This is a genomic window from Pseudomonas fluorescens, assembly GCF_902497995.1.
In the GTDB taxonomy this organism is placed as follows: domain Bacteria; phylum Pseudomonadota; class Gammaproteobacteria; order Pseudomonadales; family Pseudomonadaceae; genus Aquipseudomonas; species Aquipseudomonas fluorescens_BK.
The window spans coordinates 159178-171092 of record NZ_CABVII010000008.1 but is presented as its reverse complement, the minus strand read 5'-3'; the positions used below and the strand labels follow the sequence as shown (position 1 = coordinate 171092).

Here is an 11915-nt window from a genome sequence, read left to right as displayed (position 1 = left end):
CAAGTGGTCGGCGATTAACCGTCCTTCTCGATTTCACAGAGTAGCGGATGCTGGCTTTCCCTGGCGTACTGGTTGACCTGCATGGCCTTTGTCTCGGCGATGTCGCGGGTAAACACTCCACATACTGCCCGTCCTTCTGTGTGGACGGCCAGCATGACCTTGGTCGCCAGCTCGCGATTCAGGTTAAAAAACACCTCGAGCACTTCGACGACGAAATCCATCGGTGTGTAGTCATCGTTGAACAAAACCACCTTGTACATCGGCGGCGCCTGTAAAGCAGGCTTGGCCTCCTGAACAGCAATGCCTGCGGAATCGTCGTCGTGCTCCTCCGGGTGGTCTTTCTGGAGAATCGGGCGATCCTGATTGAATGTTAGTCGAATCTGGCTGATTGCATGCATGGAAAGAAAGGTTCGTCAGTTGTGCGAATACAGTGGTGGGGGCGACCATCGTCGATTTCAACTCCGACTGCCTGGTCACCTTGACTATCGGCAAAACGGTGTTACAACCAATAGAGCCCACAGTGGGTAAAAAAGGTCCGCGGAGTCAACCTTATTTCTAAGAAATGACTGCGGATGTACTGGATGATACTCCAGTGATGGAGTCTGTTGCAGAGGGATATGGGTATGTCAGGCGTGAAGGTCAGCGGCAAGGTCAAGTGGTTCAACAATGCCAAGGGTTATGGATTCATTATTACCGATGCCCGGGAAGGCCTGGATCAGGACGGCCAGCACATCGATTTTTTTGCCCACTATTCCACCATTGAGATGGAGGGTTATAAAACCCTGAAGGCCGGGCAGGAAGTGACATTCAACATCGTTCAGGGACCCAAGGGTCTGCAGGCGCAGGAGATAAAGGCATGCACGCCTCTGTCCGCCCCCCATGTCATCGCACCAAAAGATACCGTGTCGAACTGACCTGCTTCATTAGGATCCAGTCATAAAAAAACCGCCCGACTCAATTACTTGAGTCGGGCGGTTTTTTTGTGCGTCGAATCGTTTACATGTGCGAGATCAGCGCATCACCAAACGCCGAAGAAGACAGCAGTGTGGCGCCCTCCATCAGACGCTCGAAGTCATAGGTCACTGTCCTGGCGGAAATTGCGCCATTGGTGCCCTTGATGATCAGGTCGGCCGCTTCGGTCCAGCCCATGTGACGCAGCATCATCTCTGCGGACAGGATCAGCGAACCCGGGTTGACCTGGTCCTTGCCGGCGTATTTCGGCGCAGTACCGTGGGTGGCTTCGAACATGGCCACGGTGTCGGACAGGTTGGCACCTGGCGCGATACCGATACCGCCCACTTCGGCCGCCAGGGCGTCGGAGAGGTAGTCGCCATTGAGGTTCAGGGTCGCGATCACATCGTACTCGGCCGGGCGCAGCAGGATCTGCTGGAGCATGGCGTCGGCGATGGCATCCTTGACGATGACGTTCTTGCCGGTTTTCGGGTTCTTGAACTGCATCCACGGACCGCCATCGAGCAGGGTCGCGCCGAATTCTTCCGCCGCCACTTCGTAGGCCCACTCCTTGAAGGCACCTTCGGTGAACTTCATGATGTTGCCTTTGTGCACGATGGTCAGCGAGTCGCGGTCGTTGTCGACCACATACTGCAGGGCCTTGCGCGCCAGACGCTTGGTCCCTTCCAGGGATACCGGCTTGACGCCGATGCCGCAGTTTTCGTCGAAACGGATCTTGGTGACGCCCATTTCTTCTTTGAGGAACTTGATGACCTTGGTCGCTTCCGGCGAACCGGCCTTCCACTCGATACCGGCATAAATGTCTTCCGAGTTTTCGCGGAAGATGGTCATGTCGACGTCGCCTGGCTTCTTGACCGGGCTAGGCACGCCTTCGAACCAGCGCACCGGGCGCAGGCAGACATACAGGTCGAGTTGCTGGCGCAGGGCCACGTTCAGGGAACGGATGCCACCGCCGACCGGGGTGGTCAGGGGGCCCTTGATGGAAACCACGTAATCCTTGACCGCGTCCAGGGTTTCCTGAGGCAGCCAGGTGTCCTGATCGTATACCTGAGTCGCTTTCTCCCCGGCGTAGACTTCCATCCAGGAAATTTTGCGCTCGCCGCCGTAAGCCTTCTTAACAGCAGCATCGACAACCTTGATCATGACGGGGCTGATATCAACCCCGATGCCGTCGCCTTCGATGAAGGGGATGATCGGGTTATTAGGAACATTGAGAGAATGGTCTGCATTGACGGTGATTTTGTCGCCGACGGCTGGAACCTGAATCTTCTTGTAACCCATGCTGAACTCCATTGATTGGATTGAACATCTGGCTTGGTTCGAGCGTAACCCAGTTAATTCGGCGCGCAAACCCTATGTTCCACCCATCTGCCGCAAAGCTGCACGGTTCGGGGCCTACAAGCTTGAAAGCAAAGGGAAAAGCGCCAAACACAAGCACGGTACAAGACTCTACGCCCAGCCCTCCCCTGCGACCTTTAGACCAATGGACGTCAATCGATGTGCATGAACCATCGGCAGATTGCCAGCTACCTATGTATAATGCGGTCCGCTGACCACAGAGTCACGACGGCCGACCTTTCTACTACAAGGCCTTTGGCCCGAAAAAGCAGGACTGTTACCGCAGTCCAACCGCTTGACGCTCGACTGATGCACCCAACATCACCGCGCACAAATCTCGACATTCGGCTCATGGATGACTTTGAACGAACGCGCTTACCCGGCGCCCCTCGAGTTTTTCTGCGCACGCTTTAGCAAAGAAGAGAGAGTTAATCCGAATATGCCCACCCGTTCGAAGATCATCTATACCTTCACCGACGAAGCTCCCGCCCTCGCCACCTATTCACTGTTGCCTATCGTAGAGGCTTTCACCGCCTCGGCTGATATCGCCGTGGAAACCCGCGATATCTCTCTTGCAGGGCGCATCCTGGCCAGCTTCCCCGAGCAACTGGGTGACAAAGCCGTCGCCGACCACCTCGCCGAACTGGGCGACCTGGCCGTCACGCCGGAAGCCAACATCATCAAGTTGCCGAACATCAGCGCCTCGGTTCCGCAACTGCAAGCCGCAATCAAGGAACTGCAAGCCCAGGGCTTCGCAGTGCCGGACTATCCGGAAACCGTGACCAGCGACGCCGACAAGCTCGCCAAGTCGCGTTACGACAAGATCAAGGGCAGCGCCGTGAACCCGGTCCTGCGCGAAGGCAACTCCGATCGTCGTGCGCCGCTGTCGGTCAAGAACTACGCACGCAAGCACCCGCACAAAATGGGCGCCTGGGCTGCGGACTCCAAGTCCCACATTGCGCACATGAGCACCGGCGATTTCTACGGCAGCGAAAAAGCCGCCCTGATCGACGCCGCTGACGCCGTCAAAATCGAACTGATCGCTCAAGACGGCACCACCACCGTCCTGAAAGAAAAGACCACCGTGCAAGCCGGTGAGATTCTCGATTGCGCAGTCATGAGCAAAAACGCGCTGCGCAGCTTCATCGCCGCCGAAATCGAAGACGCCAAAGCCAAAGGCGTGCTGCTGTCGGTTCACTTGAAAGCCACCATGATGAAGGTCTCCGACCCGATCATGTTCGGCCAGATCGTTGCCGAGTTCTATAAAGACGCACTGGCCAAGCACGCTGATGTGCTGGCACAGATCGGCTTCAACCTGAACAACGGCATCGGCGACCTGTACGCTCGCATCAAGGCCTTGCCTGCCGAGCAGCAAGCGGCGATCGAAGCGGACATCCAGGCGGTCTACGCCGTTCGTCCGTCGTTGGCCATGGTCAACTCCGACAAAGGCATCACCAACCTGCACGTGCCGAGCGACGTGATCGTCGATGCCTCGATGCCAGCGATGATCCGTGACTCCGGCAAAATGTGGGGCACTGACGGCCAGCTGCACGACACCAAGGCGGTGATCCCGGATCGCTGCTACGCCACCATCTACCAGGCGGTGATCGAAGACTGCAAGAAACACGGCGCCTTCGATCCGACCACCATGGGCAGCGTGCCGAACGTTGGCCTGATGGCGAAAAAAGCCGAAGAGTACGGTTCCCACGACAAGACGTTCCAGATCAAGACCAACGGTGTTGTCCGCGTTACCGACAGCAAAGGCGGCCTGCTGCTGGAACAGTCGGTTGAAGCCGGCGACATCTTCCGCATGTGCCAGACCAAAGACGCGCCGATCCAGGACTGGGTCAAACTGGCCGTCAACCGTGCTCGCGCGAGCAGCACGCCAGCGATTTTCTGGTTGGACCCGATGCGCGCCCACGACGGCGTAGTCGTCGAGAAAGTTCAGGCTTACCTGAAGGATCACGACACCGCAGGACTGGAGATCCGCATCATGTCGCCAGTCGACGCGATGAAGTTCACCCTGGACCGCACTCGCGCAGGCAAAGACACCATCTCGGTGACCGGCAACGTATTGCGCGACTACCTGACCGACCTGTTCCCGATCATGGAACTGGGCACCAGTGCCAAGATGCTGTCGATCGTGCCGCTGATGAACGGCGGCGGCCTGTTCGAAACCGGCGCCGGCGGTTCGGCACCGAAGCACGTGCAGCAGCTGCTGGAAGAGAACTTCCTGCGCTGGGATTCCCTGGGCGAGTTCCTGGCCCTGGCCGCTTCCCTCGAGCACCTGGGTGTGACCTACAACAACCCCAAGGCGCTGGTTCTGGCCAAGACCCTGGATCAGGCCACCGGCCAGTTCCTGGACAACAACAAGTCGCCATCGCGCAAAGTCGGCAACATCGACAACCGCGGCAGTCACTTCTACCTGGCGCTGTACTGGGCACAAGCCCTGGCCGCCCAGACCGAAGACGCTGCACTGCAAGCGCAGTTCGGCGAGCTTGCTAAAACCCTGGCCGAGAACGAAGCGACCATCGTTGCCGAGCTCAACGCCGTTCAGGGCAAGCCAGTGGACATCGGCGGTTACTACCACGCCAATGCCGAGCTGATCAGCAAGGCCATGCGCCCGAGCAACACCTTCAACGCTGCGATCGCTGCGTTGGTTTAAGGTTGTAAGGGAACATCACAAACCCCGGCCATGTGCCGGGGTTTGTGTTTCTGGCGTTCACACACGTTCAATGTGAACACTGGACCAATGTGGGAGCGGGCTTGCTCGCGAAAGCGGTTTATCATTCAACATCTCTATTGACTGACCCACCGCTTTCGCGAGCAAGCCCGCTCCCACAGGGGCCGGTTCCCACATTGAAATCTTTGCAAACCCAAAATCGAGGAAGCTCTATGGACTGGAAACCCCACATCACCGTCGCCACCATAGTCGAGGACAACGGCCGCTTCCTGATGGTCGAAGAACTCAAGCACGGACGAACGGTACTCAACCAGCCCGCCGGCCACCTCGACCCGGACGAAACCCTGATCGAAGCCGCCATCCGCGAAACCCTCGAGGAAACCGGCTGGGACGTCGAACCGACAGGCGTCACAGGCATCTACCTCTACACCGCCCCGAGCAATGGCGTAACCTACCAGCGGGTCTGCTTCAGCGCCAAACCGCTCAAACATCACCCGGACTATCAACTGGACGACGGCATCGTCGGCGCCAAGTGGCTGACGCGTGACGAATTGCTCGAACAGCGCGCAAACTGGCGCAGTGAGTTGATCATCCGTTGCATCGATGATTATCTGGACGGTCAACACTTCGGTCTGGAATTGATCCGCCCTTCTCTTTAGCCTTGCAGGCTTGAGCCTGCTAGAATCGCGTCCTTTTTCAAGACACTCATTGAATCCCTATGCGTGATCCAGCCCCTTCTGACACACAAAAGAAGCGCGTCATTGTCGGCATGTCCGGCGGCGTGGACTCTTCCGTTTCCGCTCTCCTGCTGATCGAGCAGGGTTATGAGGTGGAAGGCCTGTTCATGAAGAACTGGGAAGAAGACGATGGAACGGAATATTGCACCGCCATGGATGACCTGGCGGACGCCCAGGCCGTGTGCGACAGGATTGGCATCAAGCTGCACACCGCCAACTTCGCCGCCGAGTACTGGGACAACGTGTTCGAGCATTTCCTGGCCGAATACAAGGCCGGTCGCACGCCGAACCCAGACATCCTGTGTAACCGCGAGATCAAGTTCAAGGCGTTCCTCGACTACGCCATGATGCTCGGCGCCGACCTGATTGCCACCGGTCACTACGTGCGTCGCCGTGACATCGATGGCCGCACCGAGCTGCTCAAGGGCCTGGACCCGAACAAGGACCAGAGCTACTTCCTGCATGCCGTCGGCGGTGAACAGATCGCCAAGACCCTGTTCCCGGTCGGCGAGCTGGAAAAGCCCGAAGTGCGCGCGATCGCCGAGAAACACCAGCTGGCCACCGCGAAGAAAAAGGATTCCACCGGGATCTGCTTTATCGGCGAACGCCGCTTCAGCGACTTCCTCAAGCAGTACCTGCCGGCCCAGCCGGGCGAGATCAAGACCACCGAAGGTGAAGTCATCGGCCGTCACCACGGCTTGATGTACCACACCATCGGCCAGCGTCAGGGCCTCGGTATCGGCGGCCTGAAAGACGCCGGTGACGAACCGTGGTACGTGCTGATCAAAGACCTGGAGCACAACGAGCTGATCGTTGGCCAGGGCAATGACCACCCTTATCTGTTTTCCCGCGCCCTGCTCGCCTCGGATATCTATTGGGTCAACCCGATCGACCTGACCGAGCCGCGCAAGCTGACCGCCAAGGTCCGGTATCGCCAGAGCGATCAACCCTGCATCCTGGAAAAGACCGCCACCGGCTACCGCGCGACCTTCGATGACCCGCAACGCGCGGTGACCCCGGGACAATCGGTGGTGTTCTACGACGGTGAAATCTGCCTCGGCGGCGGCGTGATCGAAATTGCCGAACCCTGGACGAGCAAAAGCACCAGCAAGGGCCAAGCCCAATGAACCCGACCCAGGAGCAATTGACGGCACTGGGCGGGGTGTTTCTCGCCGCGGTACTGGTCGACAAGATCGCCAAGACCGGCCAGACCACCGAAGCCGGCCTGACCTGCATGCTCGGCAGCCTGCTGATTCGCGACCCCAAGGACACTCTGGAAGTGTACGGCGGCGACGACCTCAATCTGCGTGAAGGTTACCGTGCGCTGATTGGCGCCCTGGAACGCGACCCCAGCACCCTTCAGCGCGAACCGCTGCGCTATGCGCTGGCCATGCTTGGCCTGGAGCGCCAGCTGGCCAAACGCAACGACATGCTGGACGAAATCGGCAAGCGTCTGCCGCAGATTCAGTCCCAGGTCGAGCACTTCGGTCCGGCGCACGAAAACGTGATTGCCGCCTGCGGCGCGCTGTACCAGGACACGCTGAGCACCTTGCGCCAGCGAATTCAGGTCCATGGCGACATGCGCAACCTGCAGCAACCGAGCAACGCTTCGAAAATCCGCGCCCTGTTGCTGGCCGGGATTCGTTCGGCACGCCTGTGGCGGCAGTTGGGCGGACATCGCTGGCAGCTGGTGATCAGCCGTCGCAAGTTGCTCAAAGAGCTTTACCCGCTGATGCGCAGCAGCTGAACCGCGCCCGCAACACTGTTTCAGATCTGTAACGCGTAATACGCCGGTCAGTTGGCAACGGACCGGCGGATTTTTTCATGTATGATACGCGCCCCATTTCGTTGCCCGACTGTCCGAGAACACCCCATGCAGCTTTCTTCGCTCACTGCGGTTTCCCCTGTTGACGGCCGCTACGCCGGCAAAACCCAGGCCCTGCGCCCGATTTTCAGCGAATACGGCCTGATCCGTGCTCGCGTCCTGGTTGAAGTGCGCTGGCTCCAGCGCCTGGCCGCTCACCCAGGCATCAGCGAAGTGCCGGCGTTCTCCGCCGAAGCCAACGCTGTGCTGAACACCCTGGCGGACAACTTCGCCCTGGAGCACGCCGAGCGCGTCAAAGAGATCGAGCGCACCACCAACCACGACGTCAAGGCCATCGAATACCTGCTCAAAGAGCAAGCGGCCAAGCTGCCGGAACTGGCCAAGGTCAGCGAATTCATCCACTTTGCCTGCACCAGCGAGGACATCAACAACCTGTCCCACGCCCTGATGCTGCGCGAAGGCCGCGATGACGTGATGCTGCCGCTGATGCGTCAAACTGCTGAAGCGATCCGTGAACTGGCTGTGCGTTTCGCCGACGTGCCGATGCTGTCGCGCACCCACGGTCAACCGGCTTCGCCGACCACCCTGGGCAAAGAGCTGGCGAACGTGGTTTACCGCCTGGAGCGTCAAATCGCTCAAGTTGCGGCCGTTCCGCTGCTGGGCAAGATCAACGGCGCTGTCGGCAACTACAACGCTCACCTGTCGGCCTACCCCGAGATCGACTGGGAAGAAAACGCCCGCGCCTTCATCGAAGACGAGCTGGGCCTGGGCTTCAACCCGTACACCACGCAGATCGAACCGCACGACTACATCGCCGAGCTGTTCGACGCGATCGCGCGCTTCAACACCATCCTGATCGACTTCGACCGCGACATCTGGGGCTACATTTCCCTGGGTTATTTCAAACAGCGCACCATCGCTGGCGAAATCGGTTCGTCGACCATGCCGCACAAGGTCAACCCGATCGACTTCGAGAACTCCGAAGGCAACCTGGGTATCGCCAATGCATTGTTCCAGCACCTGGCGAGCAAGCTGCCGATCTCCCGCTGGCAGCGCGACCTGACCGACTCCACCGTACTGCGCAACCTCGGTGTCGGCTTCGCCCACAGCGTGATCGCCTACGAAGCCAGCCTCAAGGGCATCAGCAAGCTGGAGCTCAACGCTCAGAAGATCGCTGCCGACCTGGACGCCTGCTGGGAAGTATTGGCCGAGCCGATCCAGACCGTGATGCGTCGCTACAACATCGAAAACCCGTACGAAAAGCTGAAAGAATTGACCCGTGGCAAGGGCATCAGCCCTGAAGCACTGCAAACTTTCATCGACGGCCTGGACATGCCAGCCGCGGCCAAGGCCGAGCTGAAACTGCTCACCCCGGCGAACTACATCGGCAACGCTGTAGAGCAAGCCAGGCGCATCTGATCGACCGCTGTACCCGTTTGAGACGCCCGGCAGCGCCGGGCGTTTTTATTCCCGTCTGAAAAGTGCTTTTTTTCAATAGGTTACACATGAATCCTGACATTCCTCTTCAACTTCTGGGCGGCATCACGGCGCGCGAATTCCTGCGCGACTACTGGCAGAAAAAACCCCTGCTGATCCGTCAGGCGATGCCTGAATTCGAAAGCCCGATCGACGCCGACGAACTGGCCGGCCTGGCGCTGGAAGAAGAAGTTGAGTCGCGCCTGATCATCGAGAACGGCGAGCGCCCTTGGGAATTGCGCCGCGGCCCGTTCGCCGAAGACGAGTTCAGCAAGCTGCCGGAACGTGACTGGACCCTGCTGGTTCAAGCCGTCGACCAATTCGTGCCGGAAGTCGCCGAGCTGCTGGAGAACTTCCGCTTCCTGCCGAGCTGGCGCATCGACGACGTGATGATCAGCTTCGCCGCCCCGGGTGGCAGCGTCGGTCCGCACTTCGACAACTACGACGTGTTCCTGCTGCAGGGCCATGGCAAGCGCAACTGGAAGATCGGCCAGATGTGCGATTCCGAGAGCAAGCTGCTGCAACACGCCGACCTGCGCATCCTCGCCGACTTCGAAGCCACCGACGAGTGGGTCCTGGAACCGGGCGACATGCTGTACCTGCCGCCGCGCCTGGCCCATTGCGGCGTTGCCGTCGACGACTGCCTGACCTACTCGGTAGGTTTCCGCGCGCCGAGCGCCGCTGAAGTGCTGACCCACTTCACCGACTTCCTCAGCCAGTTCCTGCCGGACGAAGAGCGCTACACCGACGCCGACGCCCTGCCTGCGGCCGATCCGCACCAGATCCAGCACGACGCCCTCGATCGTTTGAAAGGCCTGCTGGCCGAGCACATGAGCGATGAGCGCCTGTTGCTGACCTGGTTCGGCCAATTCATGACCGAGCCGCGTTACCCGGAGCTGGTGGTCGGCCCGGAAGAAATCGAAGAAGACGACCTGCTCGCCAGCCTCGAGCAAGGTGCGGTGCTGATCCGCAACCCAAGTGCGCGCCTGGCCTGGTCCGAAGTCGATGACGACCTGCTGCTGTTCGCCAGCGGCCAGAGTCGTTACCTGCCGGGCAAACTGCGCGAGCTTCTCAAGATGATTTGCGCCGCCGATGCACTGCACGTCGACAATCTCGGCGACTGGTTGAGCGACGAAGACGGTCGCGGCCTGCTGTGTGAACTGATCAAGCAAGGAAGCCTGGGGTTTGCCGATGAATAAGATTCACGTACGTGTCGCAGACTGGCAAAAGGACAACGCCGAGATCCGGCGCATTCGTGAGACGGTGTTCGTCGCCGAGCAGTCCGTTCCGCCAGAACTGGAATGGGATGCCGATGACCAGGGCGCGGTGCATTTCCTCGCGCTCGAAGGCGACTTTCCGGTGGGCACCGCCCGCCTGCTGCCCGATGGCCACATCGGCCGGGTATCGGTGCTCAAGGACTGGCGCGGCTTGAAGGTCGGCGATACGCTGGTGCAAGCCGTCATCGGCGAAGCCGAGAAACGCGGACTGAAGCAGCAGATGCTGAGCGCGCAAGTGCAGGCCACGGCGTTCTACGAGCGCCTGGGTTTCAGCCTGGTCAGTGAGGAGTTCCTCGAAGCCGGGATTCCGCATGTGGACATGGTCCGTCATTCGGCTTGAGACCGAGGCGCGCCCTTCGCGAGCAAGCCCACTCCCACACTGGATTTATGGCACTGCCGAAATCCATGGCAACTCACAAATCTAATGTGGGAGCGGGCTTGCTCGCGAAGAGGCCCTGAAGAACACCACAAAACGCCCCGCCATCCTCGGATGCCGGGGCGTTTTGCTGTCTACGATTCAACTTGCCCCACCCCAGGCCGACAAACTGGCAATATCAAACCCTTGTAGGAGCAGCTCGCTCCTACACACACGACAACCTCGGAGATAACGGACATGTCCCCACGCACCCTGCTCACCACGCTGCTGCTGACCTGCAGTTGCTCGGTCATGGCCGCCACCGAGGTCGTGCCTTTGAACTATCACACCAGCACCGACATGCTGCCGATGGCGCAGGATTTCATCGGCAACGAAGGCCAGGTCAGCGCCTACGGCAACCAACTGATCGTCAAGGCCGATCAACGCAAGATCGACGAACTTAAAGCCCTTATCGCCCACCTCGATACCCAACCCAAGCGCTTGCTGATCACCGTCGACACCAACGAAAACAACTTTCAGGATGACCGGGGTTACTCGGTGAACGGCGCCAGGCCGGGCCAGACCCGCATCATCAATCGCAGCACCGACAGCCGTGACGGCGGCATCCAGCAAATCCAGGCCAGCGAAGGTGCGCCGGCCCTGATCCGGATCGGCCAGAGCGTACCGCTGACCAGCACGCAAATCGACTCCTACGGTGACCTGCGCAGCCAGACCGAGTACCGCAACGTTACCCAGGGTTTCTACGTCACCGCCAGCGTCACCGGAGAAACCGTTCACCTGGAAATCAGCAGCCATCGTGACCGTATCAACCAGGAACGTCCCGATGTAGTGAACGTGCAAAGTACCGACACAACTGTCACGGGACGCCTGGGCGAGTGGATCACCCTGGCCGGTGCGAATCGCCAGACCCAGGCCGATAAACAAGGCCTGACCCGCAGCCACTCGACCCAGGGCCGGGATGACATGACCCTGCGGGTGAAAGTCGATACTTTGGACTGAATCACCGAAAACTGACTGATTAGTCGTATTAGACCAAAGATGTAGTGCTCAAAAAAAAGCACTACAAAACGTTTGACGATACAAAAAAGCAAAGGCATGATGGCCTCGCTCCCGCTGATCAGAGGCCCTGGCAAGGGCCTTCGAAGCGATGTTCGCACCTACCCCGCGAGCCGCTTCGTGTCTGTACCGCCCACAAGGTGTGTTTGACGAGGTTGCCGACTGGAACGAAGTT

The 11915-nt window shown here is 59.4% G+C and carries 11 protein-coding genes; 9 read left to right on the top strand and 2 right to left on the bottom strand.

The window, feature by feature from the left end:
- Positions 1 to 14: 14 nt before the first annotated feature.
- Positions 15 to 398: an ATP-dependent Clp protease adapter ClpS gene (gene clpS / locus F8N80_RS11960; protein WP_150746587.1), complete on the bottom strand. Its 384-nt coding sequence runs from the start codon at positions 396 to 398 to the stop codon at positions 15 to 17.
- Between the two features lie 219 nt (positions 399 to 617).
- On the opposite strand from clpS, the gene F8N80_RS11955 reads away from it, so the two are divergent.
- Positions 618 to 914: a cold shock domain-containing protein gene (locus F8N80_RS11955; protein ID WP_318185857.1), complete on the top strand. Its 297-nt coding sequence runs from the start codon at positions 618 to 620 to the stop codon at positions 912 to 914.
- 82 nt (positions 915 to 996) lie between these two features.
- Here F8N80_RS11955 and icd read toward each other — a convergent pair whose 3' ends face one another.
- Positions 997 to 2253 carry an NADP-dependent isocitrate dehydrogenase gene (icd, locus tag F8N80_RS11950; RefSeq protein ID WP_150746589.1) on the bottom strand — a complete coding sequence of 419 codons (1257 nt, stop codon included), beginning with the start codon at positions 2251 to 2253 and terminating at the stop codon, positions 997 to 999.
- A gap of 496 nt (positions 2254 to 2749) precedes the next feature.
- Here icd and F8N80_RS11940 point away from each other — a divergent pair, with 496 nt between their 5' ends.
- From F8N80_RS11940 to F8N80_RS11905, 8 genes are all read left to right on the top strand, one after another.
- Complete coding sequence (locus F8N80_RS11940; protein WP_150746591.1) at positions 2750 to 4975, top strand: NADP-dependent isocitrate dehydrogenase; 2226 nt, start codon at positions 2750 to 2752, stop codon at positions 4973 to 4975.
- A gap of 230 nt (positions 4976 to 5205) precedes the next feature.
- The gene (locus tag F8N80_RS11935; protein ID WP_150746592.1) at positions 5206 to 5652 is read left to right on the top strand and encodes an NUDIX hydrolase; all 447 of its coding nucleotides are present in this window, start codon (positions 5206 to 5208) and stop codon (positions 5650 to 5652) included.
- Positions 5653 to 5711: 59 nt separating this feature from the next.
- Positions 5712 to 6857, top strand: coding sequence for a tRNA 2-thiouridine(34) synthase MnmA (mnmA, locus tag F8N80_RS11930; RefSeq protein WP_150746593.1), 1146 nt, complete (start codon positions 5712 to 5714; stop codon positions 6855 to 6857).
- A complete protein-coding gene (gene hflD / locus F8N80_RS11925; protein WP_150783932.1) occupies positions 6854 to 7477 on the top strand; it encodes a high frequency lysogenization protein HflD in 624 nt (207 codons plus the stop codon). The genes mnmA and hflD overlap by 4 nt, the downstream gene beginning before the upstream one ends.
- Before the next feature lie 126 nt (positions 7478 to 7603).
- The gene (gene purB, locus F8N80_RS11920) at positions 7604 to 8974 is read left to right on the top strand and encodes an adenylosuccinate lyase (protein WP_150746594.1); all 1371 of its coding nucleotides are present in this window, start codon (positions 7604 to 7606) and stop codon (positions 8972 to 8974) included.
- Between the two features lie 86 nt (positions 8975 to 9060).
- Positions 9061 to 10230 carry a ribosomal protein uL16 3-hydroxylase gene (locus F8N80_RS11915; RefSeq protein ID WP_150746595.1) on the top strand — a complete coding sequence of 390 codons (1170 nt, stop codon included), beginning with the start codon at positions 9061 to 9063 and terminating at the stop codon, positions 10228 to 10230.
- Complete coding sequence (locus tag F8N80_RS11910) at positions 10223 to 10648, top strand: GNAT family N-acetyltransferase (protein WP_150746596.1); 426 nt, start codon at positions 10223 to 10225, stop codon at positions 10646 to 10648. Before F8N80_RS11915 ends, F8N80_RS11910 begins: the two co-directional genes overlap by 8 nt.
- A gap of 273 nt (positions 10649 to 10921) precedes the next feature.
- Positions 10922 to 11683 (top strand): secretin N-terminal domain-containing protein, encoded by a 762-nt coding sequence (locus tag F8N80_RS11905; protein WP_150746597.1) that lies wholly within the window; start codon positions 10922 to 10924, stop codon positions 11681 to 11683.
- Positions 11684 to 11915: the final 232 nt, after the last annotated feature.

Coding starts and splice junctions, on each gene's coding strand:
- clpS (WP_150746587.1), bottom strand. CDS start 398: ATGCATGCAATCAGCCAGATTCGACTAACATTCAATCAGGATCGCCCG.
- F8N80_RS11955 (WP_318185857.1), top strand. CDS start 618: ATGGGTATGTCAGGCGTGAAGGTCAGCGGCAAGGTCAAGTGGTTCAAC.
- icd (WP_150746589.1), bottom strand. CDS start 2,253: ATGGGTTACAAGAAGATTCAGGTTCCAGCCGTCGGCGACAAAATCACC.
- F8N80_RS11940 (WP_150746591.1), top strand. CDS start 2,750: ATGCCCACCCGTTCGAAGATCATCTATACCTTCACCGACGAAGCTCCC.
- F8N80_RS11935 (WP_150746592.1), top strand. CDS start 5,206: ATGGACTGGAAACCCCACATCACCGTCGCCACCATAGTCGAGGACAAC.
- mnmA (WP_150746593.1), top strand. CDS start 5,712: ATGCGTGATCCAGCCCCTTCTGACACACAAAAGAAGCGCGTCATTGTC.
- hflD (WP_150783932.1), top strand. CDS start 6,854: ATGAACCCGACCCAGGAGCAATTGACGGCACTGGGCGGGGTGTTTCTC.
- purB (WP_150746594.1), top strand. CDS start 7,604: ATGCAGCTTTCTTCGCTCACTGCGGTTTCCCCTGTTGACGGCCGCTAC.
- F8N80_RS11915 (WP_150746595.1), top strand. CDS start 9,061: ATGAATCCTGACATTCCTCTTCAACTTCTGGGCGGCATCACGGCGCGC.
- F8N80_RS11910 (WP_150746596.1), top strand. CDS start 10,223: ATGAATAAGATTCACGTACGTGTCGCAGACTGGCAAAAGGACAACGCC.
- F8N80_RS11905 (WP_150746597.1), top strand. CDS start 10,922: ATGTCCCCACGCACCCTGCTCACCACGCTGCTGCTGACCTGCAGTTGC.